This window comes from cyanobacterium endosymbiont of Braarudosphaera bigelowii, from assembly GCF_020885515.1.
GTDB lineage: Bacteria > Cyanobacteriota > Cyanobacteriia > Cyanobacteriales > Microcystaceae > Atelocyanobacterium > Atelocyanobacterium thalassa_A.
This window is the reverse complement of record NZ_AP024987.1, coordinates 1,048,791-1,070,332: the sequence shown is the minus strand read 5'-3', so window position 1 is coordinate 1,070,332 and position 21,542 is coordinate 1,048,791. Positions and strand designations below refer to the sequence as shown.

16 protein-coding genes are annotated in these 21,542 nt (G+C 30.1%); 9 read left to right on the top strand and 7 right to left on the bottom strand.

Annotated elements, in window-relative coordinates; translation table 11 throughout:
• Nucleotides 1–153 precede the first annotated feature (153 nt).
• Nucleotides 154–1,236: a 4-hydroxythreonine-4-phosphate dehydrogenase PdxA gene (gene pdxA / locus LPC16_RS04450; RefSeq protein WP_229636957.1), complete on the top strand. Its 1,083-nt coding sequence runs from the start codon at nt 154–156 to the stop codon at nt 1,234–1,236.
• Nucleotides 1,237–1,460: 224 nt separating this feature from the next.
• Here pdxA and LPC16_RS04445 read toward each other — a convergent pair whose 3' ends face one another.
• The gene (locus tag LPC16_RS04445) at nt 1,461–2,444 is read right to left on the bottom strand and encodes a DNA adenine methylase (protein WP_229636956.1); all 984 of its coding nucleotides are present in this window, start codon (nt 2,442–2,444) and stop codon (nt 1,461–1,463) included.
• 151 nt (nt 2,445–2,595) lie between these two features.
• Here LPC16_RS04445 and LPC16_RS04440 point away from each other — a divergent pair, with 151 nt between their 5' ends.
• The 5 genes from LPC16_RS04440 (at nt 2,596) to LPC16_RS04420 (ending at nt 8,715) form a co-directional block, all read left to right on the top strand.
• A complete protein-coding gene (locus LPC16_RS04440) occupies nt 2,596–4,014 on the top strand; it encodes a GTP-binding protein (RefSeq protein WP_229636955.1) in 1,419 nt (472 codons plus the stop codon).
• A 327-nt stretch (nt 4,015–4,341) separates the two neighbouring features.
• Entirely contained in the window at nt 4,342–4,992 is a 651-nt protein-coding gene (locus LPC16_RS04435; RefSeq protein ID WP_229636954.1) for a phosphatase PAP2 family protein, read from the top strand.
• 48 nt (nt 4,993–5,040) lie between these two features.
• The gene (locus LPC16_RS04430) at nt 5,041–6,858 is read left to right on the top strand and encodes an ArnT family glycosyltransferase (protein WP_229636953.1); all 1,818 of its coding nucleotides are present in this window, start codon (nt 5,041–5,043) and stop codon (nt 6,856–6,858) included.
• A 227-nt stretch (nt 6,859–7,085) separates the two neighbouring features.
• Nucleotides 7,086–7,859 carry a pseudouridine synthase gene (locus LPC16_RS04425; protein ID WP_229636952.1) on the top strand — a complete coding sequence of 258 codons (774 nt, stop codon included), beginning with the start codon at nt 7,086–7,088 and terminating at the stop codon, nt 7,857–7,859.
• A 109-nt stretch (nt 7,860–7,968) separates the two neighbouring features.
• On the top strand, nt 7,969–8,715 hold the full coding sequence (locus LPC16_RS04420) for a helix-turn-helix domain-containing protein (protein ID WP_229636951.1): 747 nt from the start codon (nt 7,969–7,971) through the stop codon (nt 8,713–8,715).
• Here LPC16_RS04420 and LPC16_RS04415 read toward each other — a convergent pair.
• Complete coding sequence (locus LPC16_RS04415; protein WP_040055169.1) at nt 8,702–9,001, bottom strand: DUF3082 domain-containing protein; 300 nt, start codon at nt 8,999–9,001, stop codon at nt 8,702–8,704. The genes LPC16_RS04420 and LPC16_RS04415 overlap by 14 nt on opposite strands.
• A gap of 585 nt (nt 9,002–9,586) precedes the next feature.
• On the opposite strand from LPC16_RS04415, the gene LPC16_RS04410 reads away from it, so the two are divergent.
• Nucleotides 9,587–10,783: a 4-hydroxy-3-methylbut-2-enyl diphosphate reductase gene (locus LPC16_RS04410; RefSeq protein WP_229636950.1), complete on the top strand. Its 1,197-nt coding sequence runs from the start codon at nt 9,587–9,589 to the stop codon at nt 10,781–10,783.
• Nucleotides 10,784–10,861: 78 nt separating this feature from the next.
• Here LPC16_RS04410 and gcvH read toward each other — a convergent pair whose 3' ends face one another.
• Both gcvH and hypF read right to left on the bottom strand, forming a co-directional pair.
• On the bottom strand, nt 10,862–11,257 hold the full coding sequence (gene gcvH / locus LPC16_RS04405) for a glycine cleavage system protein GcvH (protein WP_040055167.1): 396 nt from the start codon (nt 11,255–11,257) through the stop codon (nt 10,862–10,864).
• A 238-nt stretch (nt 11,258–11,495) separates the two neighbouring features.
• Entirely contained in the window at nt 11,496–13,784 is a 2,289-nt protein-coding gene (gene hypF / locus LPC16_RS04400; protein WP_229636949.1) for a carbamoyltransferase HypF, read from the bottom strand.
• A gap of 249 nt (nt 13,785–14,033) precedes the next feature.
• Here hypF and LPC16_RS04395 point away from each other — a divergent pair, with 249 nt between their 5' ends.
• Nucleotides 14,034–14,525 (top strand): DUF4168 domain-containing protein, encoded by a 492-nt coding sequence (locus tag LPC16_RS04395; RefSeq protein ID WP_040055166.1) that lies wholly within the window; start codon nt 14,034–14,036, stop codon nt 14,523–14,525.
• Between the two features lie 39 nt (nt 14,526–14,564).
• Nucleotides 14,565–15,272: a lysophospholipid acyltransferase family protein gene (locus tag LPC16_RS04390; RefSeq protein ID WP_229636948.1), complete on the top strand. Its 708-nt coding sequence runs from the start codon at nt 14,565–14,567 to the stop codon at nt 15,270–15,272.
• Between the two features lie 46 nt (nt 15,273–15,318).
• Here LPC16_RS04390 and LPC16_RS04385 read toward each other — a convergent pair whose 3' ends face one another.
• The 3 genes from LPC16_RS04385 to LPC16_RS04375 form a co-directional block, all read right to left on the bottom strand.
• Nucleotides 15,319–16,395 (bottom strand): PIN/TRAM domain-containing protein, encoded by a 1,077-nt coding sequence (locus tag LPC16_RS04385; protein WP_229636947.1) that lies wholly within the window; start codon nt 16,393–16,395, stop codon nt 15,319–15,321.
• 415 nt (nt 16,396–16,810) lie between these two features.
• Entirely contained in the window at nt 16,811–17,449 is a 639-nt protein-coding gene (pdxH, locus tag LPC16_RS04380) for a pyridoxamine 5'-phosphate oxidase (RefSeq protein WP_229637719.1), read from the bottom strand.
• Nucleotides 17,450–17,634: 185 nt separating this feature from the next.
• Nucleotides 17,635–21,537 carry a DNA-directed RNA polymerase subunit beta' gene (locus LPC16_RS04375; protein ID WP_229636946.1) on the bottom strand — a complete coding sequence of 1,301 codons (3,903 nt, stop codon included), beginning with the start codon at nt 21,535–21,537 and terminating at the stop codon, nt 17,635–17,637.
• Nucleotides 21,538–21,542 lie beyond the last annotated feature (5 nt).

Sequence of the window (21,542 nt, the reverse complement as noted above, 5' to 3'; positions counted from 1 at the left end):
TATTCTCCTAATAGAAGGAACAGACGTGCAAATTTATTGACGAGTTTAGCTCATATTTAAGATTACCTAATATACGATATAAATAGGCTTATTAATTTTAAGCGAAATTAATTCGTCAATACGTATTGTAAAACATGAAGGCAAAATAACAAGATGCAATCTGCCAACCTTTCTTTAAATCAACGTCCAAAGTTAGCTTTAACACTTGGAGATCCAGCTGGTATTGGACCAGAAATTATTCTTAAGGTATTAGCAGATCCCGTTATTTCTCAATCTTGTGAGTTAACTGTTATTGGAACAAAATCAATATTATTAGAAAATTATCAACAATTACCAATAAAAAAAGAAAAGTTAGCTAATCCTGAAAGATTCTCGATACTTGATGTTCCGATAGATCCTATTGTTCAATCCCAAATTATTCCGGGTTACGGTAATGCAGCTAGTGGTGAAGCTAGTTTTAAATATTTAAATACAGCAATTACTCAAACTCTTAAAGGAAATTTTCAAGGAATTATTACGGCTCCTATTTCAAAATTATCCTGGAAAATTGCTGGATTTAACTATCCTGGACAAACTGAAATCTTGGCAAAAAGAGCAAAAGTTGATCAATTTGGAATGTTATTTGTAGCCAAGTCGCCCTACACTGGATGGATTATGAGAACATTATTGGCTACTACACATATTCCTTTAAATAAAGTTTCACAAACCCTAACTCCTAATCTTATGTCTGTGAAATTAAATCTATTAATTAATTACCTTGATAATAATTTCTCTATTAAAAATCCAAAAATTATTATTGGAGGATTGAATCCTCATAGTGGAGAAAATGGACAGTTAGGAACAGAAGAGAAAGATTGGTTGTTACCTTGGCTAATAAAAGAGAGAATAAATCATCCCAATATTAAATTAGTCGGCTTAGTTCCTCCTGATACTATGTGGGTAAAACCCATGAAGGCTTGGTTTGGAAGTTTATTAGAATCAGAAAAAACTAGAAACTCTATTTATACTCAGAATTATGATGAGTTAGCAGACGCTTACTTATCCTTATATCATGATCAAGGATTAATACCTGTGAAATTAATGGCTTTTGAACAAGCTGTTAATAATACTATTGGATTACCTTTTATTCGCACTTCACCTGATCATGGAACTGCTTTTGATATCGCTGGAAAAGGTATTGCGAGAATTAATAGCTTAAGAGAAGCTATTAATCTTGCAATTACACTAACTAAGTAGAACAAATCTTAAATATTATATTAATTTAGTTACGGAATATTCGGCATAATAGCCAAAAACTGTTCATAACATAGATTCAGTATAAATATCTTACATTATCTATTTTTGAAGATAAAAAAATCACTCTTTAATGAATGAGGTATTTTTATTTTAAATATAGCTCATCTAATTTAATAAGAACTATAGATATCATAAAATTCTATATTCCCAGAAGCTTTTGTATTTTAATAATTAGTTATGATGATTTCTTTAATATTACCTCTCTTGCTACTTTTAGAATTTATCATTCTTAAAGCCAAAAACCTGCTAATGTTAAACTCTTTATATAATTCATCAAAGAAAGTATCATCTGTGTAATTTTTAGGATCTGAATTACTCAACATTTGTAGCGCCTTTAATTGTGATGCTTTTACAAATACTTGTTGTAAGCGTTGTTGTTCGTTATCATCAAACCTTAATGAAGTATAAGATCTAAAATTGTTTTTTCGACTAATAGGACGATAAGGAGGATCGTAATAAATAAATGTAGACTCGTTTGCATATTCCAGAACTTTAGAAAAATCATCATGTTTAATTTCTGCAATTTTAAACGCTTTGTTAGCCGCAATTAAATTATTTTCACACAGAATTTTGGGGTTTTTATAAGCACCTATTGGAACATTAAACTCTTCTTTACGGTTGACTCTATATAAGCCATTAAAGCATGTCTTATTAAGAAAAATAGTATAACTAGCCCTCTCTATCCATTTTGGACTATAAGTATTAGAATTAATTTTCTTATCAAAAGTATTATATAATTTCCTAGTCTTATAGTAGAATTCACTTCTTTCATCTAGGGATAAATTTAAATATTTTTCTCCTAATTCATACAATTTGTCGATCAGCTTATAAACGTCATACTGTATCACTTTATACAATATAATTAGCTCTATATTTTTATCAAAAAGATAAGCTTTCTCAATTTTGTAAGAAGAATAAATGTCAAAAAAAACTGCCCCACCCCCACAAAAAGGTTCTAAGTAAGTTTTTATCAGTCCTTTTTTTAATTTGTCAGGATATTTACTTCTTAGTTCGTTTAACAATTGTCTTTTTCCACCAGCCCATTTAACAACAGGAGTTGGTTTAGATATCCACCTATTATTTGAATTTGGTTCTATATCAATGGCATAATAGTTATTATTTTTCTGATGTCTGAAATCATTAATCATTTGGAAGTAGAGGATAAGTATTATATAGTTTTAAAACAACTATATAAGGTTTTTTGGTATACTTTTAAGATATGAATTTATCATTGAATTTTATTTAATAAACTAATAGAGATTAGATTTATCATAATTTGAATAGTATAAATCTAAGGAAATGTTTCAACTAAATTTAAACAATAAGTTTTATTATAAGAACTTACATAAAGATCTATCAAATACAGCAAAAGCAGGAGAAGAGTTTAACTATACACAAGCAAGAAATACTCTAGAAAATCTTGTTGATTCTTTCTCTATATCAAGTCAGGATGCAAAAATATTAGAAACAGAGTTGAGATCATTGAAGCAGACATTGATAAGATTAGAAAAATCTGTTGTGCAAATTGCTATTTTTGGTATGGTTGGAAAAGGTAAATCATCTATTCTCAATAGTCTGCTGGAGAGAGAAATTTTTAAGACAGGACCTCTTCATGGAGTTACTAAAACTATTAAAACTGCTAATTGGAAATTATTAAAAAATAAAAATTTAACACATTTATCAAAATATAAATACCATAAAGTACAATTAATTGACACTCCTGGATTAGATGAAGTAAACGGTAAAAATCGAGAGATAATAGCTTATAAAATAGCTGAGAAAGTAGATTTAGTCCTGTTTACTATTACGGAAGATATAACTCAAAAAGAATTTGAAGCTTTACATAAACTACAAGAATTAGGTAAACCAGTTATTATAGTTTTTAATAAAATAGACCAATATTCAAAAGTAGATTCTTTAGAAATACATAAAAAAATATATAATGAACGTATTGGAAAACTATTTACTTACAATGAAATCACAACAGTTGCAGCATCTCCGCTTATTTCAAAATTAGTTAAAGATAAGCAAGGTCATTGGAAACTAAAGTATTTAAAAGGTAGACCGAGAATTGAACAATTAAAACTGAAAATTTTAGATTTATTAGATAAAGAAGGACAATCCTTAATAGCTTTTAACTCTATGTTATTAGCTGATAAAATTAATGAACAGGCCACATTATATAAATTTAGAACTTATGGCAAAAAAGCTGATCATATTATTCAAAAAACTGCAGTATTAAAATTTATAATTGTTGGTCTTAGTCCTATAATTATTGCAGATTTAATACTAGGATCTCTTATCGATATGGTAATGATATTAGCTTTATCTGATTTATATAATGTTCCAATAACTCAAAAAGGAAGAATTTGTCTTATTAAAAAGCTTATTCTTAGTATGATCAGTATTAGTATTAGTGAATTTTTTATATCATTAGTATTAAACCTGTTAAAAGAAATTCCTAGTGAAACAATTTCTATCCTATTGGAAAGCTCTATATTTCTGCATTTATCTATAGGAGTAATTCAAGGTACTATTGCAGGTATCGCTTGTTATATGATAGGAGAAACTTCGAAGAGTTATTTAATTAGTGGAGCTATATATGGGCCTGAAGGGCCTAAAAAAGTAATTAAAAATATTTTAACATCGTTAACTCCAAAATCAATTTTTCAGAATATTCAATTTACGTTAAGAAGTAAACTGAGATATGTAGAATAAAATAATTGAAGTGAAATTTTTGTAAAATGTACTATATATGTACATAAGAAATTATTTTCTATCAATATTCTATTGCTCCTTAGCCTTAATATAAATTTTCGTATTAATATACATATTAAAAGCTAATTATCTAAATAATTAACTAACTTCTAACTATTAACATTTATATTTCTTTTATATAGAAAATCTATAGTATTCTTTAAGTATTTGATACTACTAAAAAATCTTAAATTCAATTGTAATTGAATTAATTTTAACGATCTCCAGCTAGATTTAGCCTTAAATGCTATCATACGGCAATACCTACTATTTAAGTTACTTAATAGTATGAAATTTAAAAAACATTTATTGAATAAAATTGATAAAACTTTTGCTTTATTCTTCATTACTGTTGTAACATTATTTACTGGCTTAACTAGAATAGTTATCTCAGGTAAATTGAATACTATGGACCTTAATCTAATAAAGTTGGTTCATCTTTATCAACATCCTATCTTAACTAAAATAGCTAAGATATTCTATTTTTTAGGGGAATCAGAAGTTGCAGCTTGTATTGTTATCCTAAGTTTAGGATTTTTATGTTGGAAATCTTATTGGAAAGAGGCTCAAGTATTAGCTATTTCAGCTATGGGAATTTTATTGGTAATTGATAAAATATTAAAACCATGGTTTGGACGTATTCGCCCAATTCCAGGTCTTATTGATGTTCACGGGAAAAGTTATCCAAGTGGACACATATCTGGAAATTTGATGCTATATTTATATTTCTCTTATCTAATGGGTTTTTATTTTCCAAAATGGAAAGCTTTTTTTTATACCATTTCTATTTTTTTTGTTATGACAATAGGGTGGTCAAGTATTTATCTAAATATTCATTGGTATACTGATTTACTAGCAGGTACTGTTATTGCCTTTATGGGGTTTCTATTTTGTATCACTTTATTAAAGTCCATTAATAATAAGTACCTTGATTCTTAAAGATGAAAAAATAAAAAAATAAATTTAATAAACAGAATAAAATCATCAATGTTTGAGAATAAAATTATCGATGCTTGGAAGAAGGATAAAAAAACACTTTGGTTATTTTCATTCTTATGGCTATTCTTAATTAGTTCTATTGCTTTTTTTTCAGAACTAGGGAATATTGGTCTATTAGATAAAACAGAACCGATGTTTGCAGAAGCAGCTCGGCAAATGGTAGTTACAGGAGATTGGATTACTCCATATTGGAATCAAGAAGTACGTTTTGATAAACCACCTCTAACTTATTGGCTTATTGGCTTATCGTATAAAATATTTGGAATTAATGAGTGGGGAGCTAGAATTCCCTCAGCGTTAGCAGCGATCTTAGTAATAATACTAGCTTTTTATACTTTAAAAAATTTCGGTGATACTATCTCATCAAAAGGTCTTTCTTCTACTACAAAACCATGGCTTTCTGCATGGATTGGTTCAGGAATTATTGCATTAAATCCTTTCTGGATTGCTTGGGGACGAACAAGTGTTTCTGATATTTTCTTAGCAAGCAGTATATCTTTAGCGTTATTTTCTTTTTTTTTAGGCTATGTGCAACAAGGAAAAGGTTCTTGTACTTACTTAGGATTATCGGTCAAAAAGTTGTGGTATCTTGGATATTGGATTTTTATGTCTTTAGGCATTCTTGCAAAAGGCCCTGTTGCTCTAGTCCTACCTGGTATCATTGTTTCTGTTTTTTTAATATATGTAAAGCAGCTTGTTCCAGTTATTAAAGAAATTTCTTGGATATCTGGATTGTTGAGTTTTTCTCTAATTTCCACTCCTTGGTTTATTCTAGTTACTATGGCTCATGGGCAAGAGTATATTAATACATTTTTTGGATTGCATAATGTCCAGAGATTTACAAGTGTCGTAAGCCGTCATCCTGGAGCTTGGTATTACTATGCAATTGTTATTATTATAGGGTTGTTACCCTGGTCAGTTTATTTTCCCCTTGCATTGGCTGAACTAAAATTTTGGAAACGAAATCAACTAGTAAACTCTTCCCGTAGTAATCATTTAGGCATATTTTGTCTATGCTGGTTTATTGTAATCTTCCTATTTTTTTCTATTTCTGCAACAAAACTAATAAGTTATATTTTACCTTCTATTCCTGCTGTAGCGGTTATATTAACACTATTTTGGGGTAAACGAATCAATAACAATAAACAGTCATCAAAAATATGGCCCTTTTTATTTTTAATAAGTTGTATTGCTAATATTGGTATCTTGATTGGGTTTGCTACAGCCATTTTCTATAGCCATCATTTCATTGGAAATGATCCTGTGATGCCCGAGCTAGAAAATTTCCTACTAAGATCTCATTTATTGGTAAAAGGAGGAATAATTTGGTCGTTTTCCGCTTTTTTTGCTCTATTGTTAGTTTGGATTCGCAATTATCGTTCTTGGCTGTGGGTTGCTAACTTATTAGGATTTTTAGGTTTCTTTTCTTGGATTTGCTTACCAGTTGCACAACTTGTTGACAGTCAAAGACACTTACCTTTGAGAGAAATTGCCAATTTGATAAAAACTGAAAGAGAGGCAAACGAAAGACTAGTTTTTCTAGGTTTTATGCGTCCGAGTTTGGTATTTTATACACAAGGTGTTGTTGACTCAATAACAGAATCTGATATTGATAATGGGTTTGCTATAAAATATTTTCAACAAATAAATAGTCAGGAAAATATATTAATAGTTAGCGAAAAAAAATATTTGGATAAATTACATTTAGCAAAGTCAGACTATACTTTAATGCAACAAGAGAGTGTGTATAAGTTAATTCGTATCAAGAAGAAAATAATAGCTAATAAATTAAAACAAATTCTATAGGTTTAGCTTGTAATATGTAAATCGAAATTGAAAAAAATAAAGTATAAGTTTCCGTTTTGTTGTTTAATTTCAAAATGTCATGTATTACATTTAATTATTTATTAGATAATAGACCAATAGCGTTTCATAAATTTTAACAAGACTACATAAAATAAATTTTATGTAGTCTTGTTAATACGTGAATATAAAGATAGGAAGTTTTGTTAACATTTTGAGGTTTAATAGAAGTGGAAGAGCGAATACAGAAGATCTTATCTCAATGGGGAATTGCTTCCAGACGTCATGCAGAAACTTTAATATTAGAAGGGCGATTAAAATTAAATGGAAAAGTTGCAGTATTAGGAGATAAGGCAGATCCAATTTATGATCTTTTAAAATTGGATGGAAAGTTAATTGAATCCAATAAAAAACCACAATTACTCTATATGTTAATGAATAAGCCTGTAGGAGTAATTTGTTCTTGTAGTGATTCTCAAAATCGTCCTATTGTAATGGAACTACTTCCTAATAGTTTAAGAAAAGGAATAGGGATACATCCTGTCGGAAGACTTGATATGAATTCTTCCGGAGCTTTATTATTGACAAATGATGGAAATTTAACTTTACAATTAACTCATCCACGGTACCATTTACCTAAAAAATATGAAGTTATGGTACGAGGCAATTTTACACAAAAAATATTAAAAAATTGGCGCCAGGGTGTTATCTTGGGCGGAAGGAGAACCTTACCTACTTATATAGAAATCCTTAACAATAATGGACAATATACGAATTTAAAAATTATTTTGACAGAGGGTAAAAATCGACAAATTCGCCGTATTGCGCAGCAATTTAAGTTAGATGTTATGAAACTGCATCGTACTGCTATTGGGCCTATATCTTTATTAACTTCTAAAGCTAGTAACTTAAGTATTGGAAATTATCGTTTATTGAATTCTTCAGAAGTTAATACTTTAAAATATCTGACAAAATTATTTCATAATAATGTAATAAAACATTAGCTGATAAATATTAGAAAATAATGGGTATTATTTAACCTTATTATCCACTAAAATGAGTAATCTCAGTCAATCTAAATATACTACTTTCCTTCTAGTGAAAAAAAATAAAATGCAGGAAGATACTTTACGAGAAATTGGTAATCAACTCTTTTATGCCAGAAAAAAAAAAGGTTTAAAACTTATTTCTATTTCTCAAAAAACAAGTATTCCAATATATGTTTTAAAAGCTATCGAAAATGGTCATTTAAATAAATTGTCAGAAATAATTTATACAAAAAATTTAATAAGAAAATTCGCTAATTGCTTAGATTTAGATGGACAAAAATTGGTTGAGGGGTTACCAGTCGACTCATTAAGTAATATTACATCTAAATCTACTTCTTACTCACAAATTTTTTCTAAACCATTATCCATTTCATTAAAGCCTTTATATTGCTACTTTATTTATATATTTAATGTCTATATTTCAATCAATATCATTTTGACTGTATTTCTTTTTTTTTTAGAAAAGAAATATGATAGTATTTCAGATCAAATTACTGTAAATTCATTATCTTCTGGAATAGATAAGAGTAATATAGTAGTAAAAGTTAGTGGGAAAGGAGAGTCAACATTAAAAGTAATAGTTGATAATCATATAAAGTTTAATGGATTATTTAACGAAAAAATAGAAAAAGTATGGCAGGGAGAAAAAAGTATTATTATTGAAACAGATAATGCTGGATTACTTTTAGTGGGACTAAAGCATCAAAAGCCTACACGATTGGGTAGGCTAAGAGAAAATAAAACAGTAATTTATGAATTTAATGAAGTAAATAAAAGTATCATAAAAAATCTTTCAACTAAGTACGATTAATTTTATTCCAAAATAATTGAAAAGCTAATAAAATTAACCCACAAGATATAAAGAAACATATAAAAGTTGCTAATGAAGCAACGCCCATGACTAAGGTCCTTACCAAACTTCCTAATTTTATAGTTAAAAGATTAGAAGATATTAAAGGCTTAGCATAAAAAGAATAAATAATAGAACTAGTTAATACATAAAGTCCATAGCCTAATATTCCGGCTAAAAATGATCCAATAAGACAGCTTAAAGGGCTAACTTCTTGCGAAGAAGATTCTTTTAAAGGATTATTCATAAAAAAAGATTAAATCAATACTATATTATTTAATATTTACCATATCAAAAAGCAATATCTAAATGATAGCTGTAAATTAGAAAATATATATAAATTAAACTAAGATAAAGTATTTAACCTTAAAATGTTTAGATTTTTTATATTTGAAAGAATATTTTCAACACAGCTTATTTTCTGCCGTAATTTTCTAAGTTTAGAGTATCATCAAAAATTCTATGCAAATTGATTTGTTTTAAATTTAGAACAATTTATAAATTATATAGATAAAAATTTAGATAATTTAATATTAGTTTTTGACTGATTATTGCAAGAGTTTATATTCCATTAACTAATATAGTTAGTGATTGATCTCACATATATTGTTCAATAATACTTTGATTAAATACTAAAGTTCTCATAAAAAATAACTTAGATTTATCAACTATTAAATTATATAGTTTGAACAAATTAGTTCAAATAACAGTTCTTATACTTAAACTGCTATTACGATCTAGTATAATTTCAATTAATTCCTTAAACAAATTTGATCATTTATGAAAGATGATTGATAATTAGTACCAATTATAAATTTAGTCTTACGATACCATGGATACAAAAGCTTTTAAAAGATCTTTACAACAGTCTATACATTATCATCGCAAAGGTTTTGGGCATGAGGCTGAAGTTATGGGCGTAATGAATACAGAATACCAAAGTTCTCTAATTCAAAAAATTCGTAACAATAACTATCGGTGGCAACAAGGTGATATAACTATCCATTTAGCAGAAGCTTTTGGCTTTTGCTGGGGAGTTGAACGTGCAGTAGCTATGGCTTATGAAACTCGTCAGCATTTTTCAGATAAACAAATATGGATTACTAATGAAATTATTCACAATCCTTCAGTTAATCAACGTTTGTTGGAAATGAATGTTGGATTCATTAAAATTATTGGTGAAAACAAAGATTTTTCTGTTGTGAAACAAGGAGATGTAGTTATACTACCTGCTTTTGGAGCAAGTGTTACAGAAATGCAATTTTTGAACAGTATAGGATGTACTATTATTGATACAACTTGTCCATGGGTTTCTAAAGTTTGGAATTCAGTTGAAAAACATAAGAAAAAAAACTATACATCTATAATTCATGGGAAATATAAGCATGAAGAAACTGTCGCTACTAGTTCCTTTGCTGAAACCTATTTAGTCGTATTAAATCTTGAGGAAGCAGCTTATGTTTGTGAATATATGCTCAATGGAGGAGATAAAAAATTATTCTTAGAAAAATTTCGAAATGCTTGCTCAGAAGATTTTAATCCAGATAAAGATTTAATAAAACTAGGTATAGCTAATCAAACAACTATGCTTAAGAGTGAAACAGAACAAATTGGAAAAATGTTTGAGATGACTATATTAAAAAAGTATGGTCCAGTTGAGTTAGATAAACATTTTATGAGTTTTAATACAATATGTGATGCTACTCAAGAACGTCAGGATGCTATGTTGAACCTAGTAGAAGAAAATATTTCTTTAATGGTAGTTATTGGTGGTTTTAATTCATCTAATACTACACATTTACAGGAAATCGCTATAGAAAAGGGAATTCCTTCTTATCATATAGATAGTGAAAAACGTATTCTTCTAGGAAACAGAATTGAACATAAACCATTAACACAAGATTTAGTTGTTCAAGATAATTGGCTTCCTAATACACCTTTAACTATTGGAGTTACATCTGGAGCTTCAACCCCTGATAAAGTTGTTGAAGCAGTAGTAAAACGTATTTTTCAGGCAAAAAAGATGTAACATTCAACTTTTTGAAGATGTTTAATTACTAATTACTCTACGGCTTAATTCCTATTAATAATTAGATTTTTTCATTGTTTAAGTATGCTCATTTAACATATGTCTGTACTCTTGCTCTGACAAAGTATTTTTTAATTCGTTGTTAAAATCTTCAATTTGTACTTTTAACAACCATCCATCTCCATAAGGATCATCGATTATTTCATCTGGATTTTCAATTATCCTCTCATTACGATCTATGATGATCCCTGAAATTGGAGGATAAAGATCCTCAGCCGCCTTGACTGATTCAATTGAACCGAAACTCTCTCCAGTGCGTATAATATCTCCTATATTGGGCAATTCCAAGAATACTATATCTCCTAATTGTTCAATAGCATAAGCACTAATTCCAATAATGGCACTTTTCTCATCTAAACGAACGTATTCATGAGAATCTAAGAATCTTAAATCTTTAGGAAACACTAATTCCATAATAAATCTTTGAATTTAATATAATAACTAAGTCTACATCGTCTTGTATAAAAGATAACATTAATAAAAACATTATTTTTATACCAGTTTGTATGGAATATATACACAGCGAACTTTATAAAGCTTTTCATTCTATTGAAACTGAAAAAGTTTTATTAATCTATTTAATTGAATAAAAGTTCTCTAAAATTTAAACTATAGATTCTTATTAACGTTTTCGTACCTTATTAAAAAATTATTATTTATGGATAATCTCTGCTATGATTTGTCCTAAAGCGATACCTCCATCATTCGATGGTATATGTTTATGAAAGAAAGGAACCAAATTTTCCTGCTCTAACCTAAAAATTACCCTTTCTGTAAGATATTTGTTTTGAAAGCATCCTCCAGTTAATAAAATATTTTTTATCTGAGATATTTTAGCAATATCAACAATAATTTCAGCAAGGGTATTATGAAATTTTACGGAAATTTCTCCATATGGTACTTTACTAAGTAAATCTTGAATTATCTCTTTTATGATTGGTTTCCAGTCTACTATATAAGGATATTTTTTTTCCCTTATCGTATAAGTATAACTGTCCTCAGTTTCGGAACTTATAGTAGCATGCTCTAACATCATACTACTTTGCCCTTCAAAAGTATTTTCATAACATATTCCTAAAATTGCTGCAACTCCATCAAATAGTCTACCTACACTTGTGGTTAAAAATGTATTAATATTAAGAGATAACATTTGTTGTAATAAAGATAATTCTTGTTTTGAGAATTCTTTCAAGAAAGACAGTTCTAAGTTATCTTTAAAATTTGATATCTCATATAGCATGCCTAATGCACTACGCTTAGAATCTTTAATAGCCTTGTCACCTCCTGGAAGCTTAAAAGGATGAAAATGGGCAATTCTTTCGTAATAATTATTTAAAACTAGTATGAATTCTCCTCCCCAAATCGTACTATCGTTACCATATCCAGTTCCATCCCATGCGATTCCTAAAACCGGTGGCTTCAATTGGTTATCTAACATACAAGAAAGTACATGAGCATAATGATGTTGGACTTTTCCCAAAGGTAACTTCTGAGCTTTCGCGAAATGACTGGATACATAATCAGGATGCTTATCGCATACTATAATTTGTGGTTTAAATTGATATAAGGCTTTAAGACTATTAATTGTATTCTTAAACGATTCAAAGGTTTTTAGTGTACTCAGTTCTCCAATATGTTGACTTACAAAAATCTGGTTATTTTTTAGTATGGCCACAGTGTTTTTTGTATGACTTCCAACTGCTAGAACATTAGGTATGTTTATAAATTTTTTATAATTTGAATATAATTGTTTGTTCATCATTAAAGATATAGGTGCATATCCTCTAGCACATCGTATAAATGCTTTTCTTCCTTGTATAATTCTTACTACAGAATCGTCAATAGGACGAATAATTGGTAAATCATGAACTAAAAATGAATCAGCGATAGGTCCTAAAGACTGTATAGCTTCTCCTTCCTCAATGCATATAGGTTCACTATTAATATTTCCGCTAGTTACGATAAGCGGAAAATTTAATTCTTTTAGTAATAAATAGTGTAAAGAAGTTGAGGAAAGCATAACTCCTAAATATGGGTTATTCGGTGCAATATTACAATTCAGACTATTATTAGTTTTTCGCTTAAGTAAAACGATAGGAGCTTGAGGCGAAATTAACAATTCTTTTTCTAACAAACTAATTTGACAATCAGTTCTTATAGCTTCCAATGAAGAATACATTAAAGCGAATGGTTTTGCAGGTCGATTTTTATATTTTCTTAACTTATTAACTGAATTTATATTTCTGGCATTAGTAATAAACTGAAATCCACCTAATCCTTTAATTGCAATAATTTTTCCAGCTTTAAGCTCATTAATACATTGTCTTAATGCTTCGAGACTATATGATAGTATTTGACCTTTATTATTTAATAGTTTTAACTCTGGACCACAATAGGGACAGAAATTTACTTGAGAATGGAATCGCTTGCCCAAAGAATCTTTATATTCTTCTTTACAAAATTTACACATAGTAAACTTATTTATACTTGTTTGAGAGCGATCATACGGTAGTCCAAGGATAATACTATAACGTGAGCCACAGTTAGTACAATTAGTAAAAGGATATAAATATCTTCTGTTATTAGGATCAGAAATCTCTTCTAAACAATCCTGGCATGTAGCTAGATCAGGAGGAACTGTAACATTTTTTTTGTCATTAATACTATTTTTTATTTCAAAAGTCGGATATCCGACAGGTTCAAGAGTAATAACTTTTATAATATCAATTTTTGATATTACAGGTTTTTCCTCATGTATTTTTAATAGAAAACTTTGTAGATTGTACTTATTTCCTTCAACCTCGACAATAACTCCTGATCCAGAATTAATAACTATTCCTTTTAAGTCTAACTTGATTGATAGTTTATAAATAAAAGGTCTAAAACCAACACCTTGAACAATACCCTTAATAATAATATTTAATCTCTTTTTCTGACTCATAGTGTTGAATTTCACAAAAATTAAAATCAATTGCCGGATTTGCATGGAGAGACTTTTATCCGTACCTACCAAGATTATAATGATTATAAAATATGTTTCATTGAATTAAATTATAAAGAATAAATAAATCTATTTTTGTTAAAGAAAATTTCAATAACTAATAGCTCAAAATATGTGGCAATTTAAACAATAGAAGTCTAAGATAATTAACTATACTGGAATTATAAATAAATGTTCAGGAAAAAGTTTATGTTTAAAATATCCATATTAGGAAGTATAGTTACAATTTTATTGTTTTCATTTCCTCAGAAAGTTAAATCTCAATTTCAAGCACCTTTATCGCCTACCATAAAAACAGAAACTATTTATTCACAGGAAATTAGTCCTTTAGAATTAAAGCAATTTGTAAATGTAATTAAGCAATTTCAAAGAATTGAAATGAACATGCAACATATCATGGCCAAAGCAATGAAAAAGGAAGGTCTAACTCCTGAGAAATTTATGGAAATTAATAAAAATCAAAGACAGTTACAACCCAGTCTTAATAATTCTTCAGAAGATTTAGATAGATTTCGAAAAGTTGTTGTTAAACTTGAAGAAATTATGAACAATGCAGAGAAAAAGAGACAAAGTACTGTAAAAACTCAGGGATTAGATTTATCAAGGTTTCTAAAAATTGAGGAAATAGTCGCGAAAAACAAACATTTACAAGAAAAAGTCCAAAAGATGCTTGGTAACTAATGTTTGAATCTATTATTTTTACAACTTTTGTTTAACTGTATGTATATCTTCAATCATTCTCATGAAAAATTACAACCTAAAATTTCTCCCTGGTTAATTTATATTGCTTATATTTTAGGATTCTGGATAATTTTGCCATTTTATTTTGGTCGTTTGATAATAAAAGGACAAGAAAATATTCCTAAAAATGGTTCAGTAATTGTAACTCCATCCCATCGTTCTCGTTGGGATGCCTTAATAATTCCTTATGCCGTAGGTCGTGTAGCGAGTGGACAAGATCTCAATTTTATGGTGTCTTCTAGTGAAATGAAAGGTATTCAAGGTTGGTTTATCCGGAAGTTAGGAGGTTTTCCCATCAACTCTAAACAATTAATTGGTGGTGGCTTAGATCATAGTATAGAGATTTTAAAAAAAGAAAAAATGTTAGTTATTTTTCCAGAAGGAGGTATTTTCAGGGGATCCCAGGTTAGAACTTTGAAAAGAGGTACAGCACATATTGTTATAGACGTTAAGTATCAACAACCTAGTAATACAGTAAAAATACTACCAATTAGTATTCAATACAGTAAATTTTTCCCTTCTTGGCGGACAAAAGTTGTTGTGAATATTGGTTTACCTATGGATATAACTATATATGATTTCCAAGACACTAAAAATGATTCTGAAAGATTAACTTATGAACTCGAATCTCATTTAAAAAGATTGCATACAAGACATAATATATTTGAAGAATTAAATTGTACTTAATTCAAAACAAATTTTAATAACTGTAAAATGTACAATAATTTTAATACTAAGATATAACTGACTGAGCTTTGGCAAAAACCATTCGCCCTGTAGAAGTTTGGAACAAAGAGGTTACAAGTACGCTTACAGTTTTTCCTATATACTTTTCTCCCTCTTCTATAACTACTATCGTGCCATCTTCCAAATATCCTACTCCTTGATTAGTTTCCTGTCCTGGCTTAATGATTTTAAGATGCAATATATCTTGAGGTAAGTAAATTAAGCGACTAGCTTCGGTTATATCGTTAATGTTAAGAATAGCAACTTTTTGTAAGCTAGCTACTTTACTTAAGTTGTAGTCGTTCGTTAAAAGAATCCCATTAATTTCTCTTGCAAGATCAACTAATTTTGCATCAACAGTAGAAACTTTTTTATAATAACTTTGATAAACAAAAAGATTATCAGGAAACGATTCCTGCATTCTATGTAATATATCTAATCCCCTACGTCCTTTAAAACGTTTTTGCTCATTATTATTATCTGCTAATATTTGTAATTCTTGTAATACAAATTCAGGAACCAGAATTCTTCCTTCAATAAATCCTGTATATAAAAGTTTTTCTATACGTCCATCTATTATGCAACTAGTATCAATAATTTTGATAGAGACATCCTCAAACTTGTTTTCTTTAGCTGAACCGGATTCTGTAATATTAAAATTCGCAAATCTTAGAAGTTTTCTTTGATGAACACCTGCTATGCTAACTCCCATAAAAGAGAATAAAATACTTCCTAGAATAGCAACCATAGGTTTAATAAAAGTAAACTCTTGAGGTATCGGTAGTAAAAAGATTGGGGCAATAGTAAGATTAGCGATAATGAGTCCTATAACAAGTCCTATTGACCTTGTTAGAATAACTTCTATGGAAATGGACTTAATCTCTGCTTCTATATGTCTATATGTAGTTTGTGCAACTAGACCAAAAATTAGTCCTAAAATTGAAGAACAAAAAGCTCCTAAACATCGCAAGCTATTAATATCGGAAATTTGTTTTTGTAATTCTGAAGAAAGTAAGTCAACGCTATTGAAACCAATTCCAGCAGCTACCAGAATAAATATCGTAATTATAATAATATCAATCATAACCTTAATAATCCAAGCAAAACATATACGGATTTTCAGCTTAACTTTAAGAAGCTTATTTATTGTATATTGACTAATCTAATTAACTTTCTTTTATTTTTAGACTATTGAATTATTATTCTCATACATAATGAAAATTTATGGATTACTAAACTAATTTATACTTATTATTTACTATTAGAAAATTATACTTTGATTTTTCTACCTAAAATATTTTATCTGATTGAATATATGGCTATAGAACTTACTTTTCAGATAATTTTTAAAAAATAAATGAGGTTGTAACCTTAGAGTAATCTAAATTGTTACATTAATTAATAGTTATTCTTTTCATTCGGTAGGATTTTTATTGTTTAAGCATTTAGCTATGATTAAAGTAATAATACAATTAATATTTTCTTCTAGAAGAACTAGGCTAAGGAGATAAACGGTCAATACTCCAATGGTCATCATCTGTAGAGCTATAAGTAAATCTATCATGTAGTCTATTACTACGTCCTTGCCAAAACTCAAATTGTTTAGGAACTACACGATATCCTCCCCAAAAAGATGGCAGAGGTATTGTTTTATTTTGAAATTTTATCTTTAACTCTTCATAGCTATTTTCTAATATACTTCTTGAAGATACAACAGTACTCTGGTGTGAGCACCAAGCACCTATTTGACTACCTCGAGGACGACTAACAAAATACGCCAAAGATTCTGTTATTGATATTTTGCTAGCTGTTCCTTGGATTTTGACCTGACGTTCTAGAGGAAACCATGGAAACAATAGAGCAACATTAGAATTTTTCTCTATTTGTTTAGCTTTTTTGCTTTTATAATTTGTGAAAAAGACGAATCCTTGTTTATCAAAATATTTTAAAAGAACTAGTCTTGTCGAAGGTTCTCCTCTTTCCGAAACAGTTGCTAAGACCATTGCATTTGGTTCTGGTAGATTCGCTTGTGTATATTGCTTAAACCATTTTTCAAACTGATGAAAAGGATCCAAAGCTAAGTCTTTTTTTATTAGGCCTTCACAATTATATTCTTGTCTTAAAGCACTTAAATCCATAGCTAAGTTTGATTTTTCCATATTTATATATTTTAAGCTTATTTAAGATATATAAACTAGTATATAACCGTTTGATTATATTTTGAAGATCTACAATATCTTCAAAATATAATCAAAATAAAGAACAAATACCATAAGAGAATATTATATTCTGTTTTTGTCTAGGATAATAAATTAAGTTTTATTCACTCATCATTATTTGTTCTAGTATTAATATTCCAAGGAGTATCTGCTTTAGTATAAGCACGAGCAATATTATCGTCTAAGATCATATTCTCATCTACTTTATCCAAAGTAGATCCTAGCAATCGATTTGAATGCTCTGTATCATACCGCTTACTCTCTTTTTCATAGTGATTATCAGAATTATCATCATTGGTATCTACAGTTCCTGTAAGCATTTCTTCATGAGCATTAAAGCCAGTACCTGCAGGAATTAAACGACCAATAATTACATTTTCTTTTAAGCCTCTTAACCAATCAGACTTTCCTTCAATAGCTGCCTCTGTTAGAACACGAGTGGTCTCCTGGAAGGATGCTGCACTTATGAAGCTGTCTGTATTCAGCGAAGCCTTAGTAATTCCCAACAAAACAGGAGTATACATAGCCGGCGCACCACCTGTAATAGACATAGCTTCATTAACTTGTTCTATTTGACGTAGTTCTACTAATTCTCCAGGTAACATTGTTGTATCTCCACCGTCATCAACTCTAACCTTTGCAGTCATTTGGCGAACAATGACTTCAATATGTTTATCAGAAATATCAATTCCTTGAGATTGGTAAACAACCTGTACCTGATCAACTAAGAATTTTTGGGCTTCTTGTAAACCAATTAAAGCGGCTTCATAGACTCCTTTTTTATCAACATAGTAATTAAAAAAGACTTCTAATAATTCGTGTGGATTAGCTGGACCATCAGTTAAATGTTCACCAATATCAACTTTTTGGTTGTCTGAGACAATAGCATTTTGGTTAAGAAGAATAGGGTAATCAGTTTCTCCTCCTTCATCTTCAATAACTTTCATTGATAGAATTTCATTATCGCTGTATTCGATTTGACAAACTCCTGGCTTTCTAGCTAAGACACAGGCTTCTTTTGGCTTTCGAGCTTCTAATAATTCTTCAATTCGAGGTAAACCTTGTATGATATCCCCTGTTTTGGCCCTTTCATAAACTAATAAGACCAAGTTATCTCCACGTTGAACTAAATCTCCATCATCAACATGTAAAATGGCTCCAGAAGAAACTCTATAAGGGCGAGCTAATCGTAGAGTTACTTCATACTTTGATGAATTAATCTGATTTATAGAAGATATTAATCCTGAATCAGGTGCAACTATTCCTTGAGCAAGTTTTGCCCCTGCCACAATTAAGTCATTTTCTTTTACTTGAGGTTCTTCGCTTAATGTAAAAGTGTGAATATCTTCATCTCTTACTACTAAAAGACGACGTACTGCCTCAAGACCATCTTTTATTCCTCGAATCTGTCCATTTTCCTTACATCGAATTTCAGTTTTTGCTACTACATCACCTGGAGATATTTGATCTCCATCAGATACTAAAACACTAGTCTTAATTATTCCACCATGAGGATCTGTATCAAGATCTCGACGTAGTATTAAAGATTCTAGAATAACTAGTTGTAAACGCTGGCAATCTTTTGTATCATCATCTTTTAATTCAATATCTGCAACTAAAGTAGAAGATAATTGATCATTTCCAGTATCAATCTCCAGTACTAACTGAGTATTTACGAGATGGACTCCATCAACTGATTTTACCCTTTCTCCATCTTTATAAAATAATTTTTGTATAGGTCGTAATTCAATATGTCTTTCTAGATCTCTTCCATTAATTGAATTTTGGGATGGAACTTTTGGCTTATGATTAATATTATACTCCTCAACAGGGCGTAGCAGTAGACCTTGTCCTTCAGTGCTTTCAATCCATTCAACTTGACGTAGATCAGTACTGACAACACCGGGTAAAACTTCTGTTCCTGGAGGAACGAGATCTTCGTTTTTCAATACAACTTCATTTGGGTCAACATCTAGATGAAATTCTCCAGGTTTAATAATAATTTCTCGTAAAATATCATTTTTTTGAACAACTTCAACAACACCTGAAGACTGACAAAAAATATCCTTTACTACTTCAGTACCTGCTTCAACATATTGCCCATCCTCAACTATTAGTAGAGAGATATCTTTATTGACTTCATGAGTTTCCTCAGGAACCCACAGTAAAGTTCCTCCTCCTAGTATTTCGTAACCAGTTTTACGACTTCCTTTTGCTACCTCTATACCACCATAACGTAGAATACCACCTGTAGAAGTTTCATAACGATTATCAATTAATTCCGCAATAATTGCATGATTTTGTACTTTTGTTTCAGGAGTTGCTTTTAGTAAAAATCTTTGATTATCAGCTGTATAAACTATATATTGTTCATGTCCACCATTACTTTCTCTACGTATCTCAGCTGTATCTAAAGATACAGAAGCAGTAATAATATCTATTTCACGACTTTGAGGAAGATATCGAACCATTCCCCCATTAAGAGATACTAGTTTAGTTTCTGCTAATACATCTTCTGCTGTTACTTGATCTCCATTTAGCACTATTGGTTCTGCCCCAGGGGGAAAGTTATATACTTCTCCTGATAGTACCCATACTAAACCTCCTCTTTGGGCAATATGAGTCGTATTACCTTGGCGATCAGTTTTTTCTTCTGCAACTAAACTTGCAAAAAATACTTCCCCAGCTAGATCAGTTGATACGTCTTTTGTCGCACGTTCTGTCGCACAAGTCGTTTTGGCAGATGTAACTTCAGCTAACATTCTATCTTTCTGGACATCATCTCCATCAGCAACAAATAAAACAGAGCCAGGAGTGATCAAATAGCTAGATTTATTGTCGCCTTCTTTAGAGAACCAATTTAATTCTCCACCTGTTTCAACTTGGAATGCATCTTCCCCATGACGTGTACGTACTTTACGAGCACTTAATCCTTTATCCCATTTTATAATTCCTTCATTAGGAGATTTAATTTGTTCAGCGACTTCACCTGTAAAAACTCCTCCAGTATGAAATGTTCTCATAGTCAACTGAGTTCCGGGCTCACCAATAGATTGAGCTGCAATTATACCGACTGCTTCACCCAGATCTACTGAGCGACCTGTTGCTAAACTCCATCCATAACAGGACTGACATACTGAGCGAGCTGCTTCACATGTCAAAGGTGAACGTACTATTACATGTTCTACACTATTACCAATTTTAGTAGCGAGCTCTGCATCAATAGCTTGATTTCTTTTAGCTAAGATGTCATTTCCCACTACTACATCTTCAGCTAAGACTCGTCCTAATAATCGGTCTCCTAATGCTATTTTTACACGCTCACCATCTTTCATAGCTTTAACCATTAGACCACGACGAGTTCCGCAATCTATCTCTCGAACAATTACATCTTGAGAAACATCCACTAGTCTTCTAGTTAAATATCCTGAATCAGCTGTTCTAAGAGCAGTATCTACTAATCCTTTTCGAGCTCCATACGAAGAAATTACATATTCTGTTACTGTTAAACCCTCACGAAAATTAGTTTTAATTGGTTGATCTATGATTTGACCTTGTGGATCAGCCATTAAACCACGCATTCCAACCAACTGTCGAACTTGACTCATGTTGCCACGCGCTCCAGAAAAAGCCATCATATATACAGAGTTTAGAGGATCAGTTAGTCTAAAATTGCGAACAACTTCATCCTTAAGTTTTTCTGACGTACTATTCCAAGTATCAATAACTTTTTGAAAACGTTCTACTTCAGTTATCTCTCCACGAGCATATCTGGCTTCTGTACTATTAATTTCTTTTTCAGCACTATCAAGCATTCCTCTCTTAGCAGGAGGAACCGTCAAGTCATCAATACTAATAGAAACTCCAGCTTTAGTTGCATAGCGAAAACCTAAGTCTTTTAAATCATCTGCTACTTGAGAACTATGAGCTGAACCATAATTACGAAAAGCTAAAGCGATTAGTTTTTTTAAGCGACGTTTGTCAACAATTTGATTATAGAATGTCATTTTGG

Excerpts from the sequence above, each read along its gene's own strand:
- LPC16_RS04430 (WP_229636953.1), top strand. The coding sequence starts at position 5,041 with ATGTTTGAGAATAAAATTATCGATGCTTGGAAGAAGGATAAAAAAACA.
- LPC16_RS04445 (WP_229636956.1), bottom strand. The coding sequence starts at position 2,444 with ATGATTAATGATTTCAGACATCAGAAAAATAATAACTATTATGCCATT.
- LPC16_RS04415 (WP_040055169.1), bottom strand. The coding sequence starts at position 9,001 with ATGAATAATCCTTTAAAAGAATCTTCTTCGCAAGAAGTTAGCCCTTTA.
- LPC16_RS04440 (WP_229636955.1), top strand. The coding sequence starts at position 2,596 with ATGTTTCAACTAAATTTAAACAATAAGTTTTATTATAAGAACTTACAT.
- LPC16_RS04410 (WP_229636950.1), top strand. The coding sequence starts at position 9,587 with ATGGATACAAAAGCTTTTAAAAGATCTTTACAACAGTCTATACATTAT.
- LPC16_RS04390 (WP_229636948.1), top strand. The coding sequence starts at position 14,565 with ATGTATATCTTCAATCATTCTCATGAAAAATTACAACCTAAAATTTCT.
- hypF (WP_229636949.1), bottom strand. The coding sequence starts at position 13,784 with ATGAGTCAGAAAAAGAGATTAAATATTATTATTAAGGGTATTGTTCAA.
- gcvH (WP_040055167.1), bottom strand. The coding sequence starts at position 11,257 with ATGGAATTAGTGTTTCCTAAAGATTTAAGATTCTTAGATTCTCATGAA.
- LPC16_RS04420 (WP_229636951.1), top strand. The coding sequence starts at position 7,969 with ATGCAGGAAGATACTTTACGAGAAATTGGTAATCAACTCTTTTATGCC.
- LPC16_RS04395 (WP_040055166.1), top strand. The coding sequence starts at position 14,034 with ATGTTTAAAATATCCATATTAGGAAGTATAGTTACAATTTTATTGTTT.
- LPC16_RS04385 (WP_229636947.1), bottom strand. The coding sequence starts at position 16,395 with ATGATTGATATTATTATAATTACGATATTTATTCTGGTAGCTGCTGGA.
- LPC16_RS04375 (WP_229636946.1), bottom strand. The coding sequence starts at position 21,537 with ATGACATTCTATAATCAAATTGTTGACAAACGTCGCTTAAAAAAACTA.
- pdxH (WP_229637719.1), bottom strand. The coding sequence starts at position 17,449 with ATGGATTTAAGTGCTTTAAGACAAGAATATAATTGTGAAGGCCTAATA.
- LPC16_RS04435 (WP_229636954.1), top strand. The coding sequence starts at position 4,342 with ATGAAATTTAAAAAACATTTATTGAATAAAATTGATAAAACTTTTGCT.
- pdxA (WP_229636957.1), top strand. The coding sequence starts at position 154 with ATGCAATCTGCCAACCTTTCTTTAAATCAACGTCCAAAGTTAGCTTTA.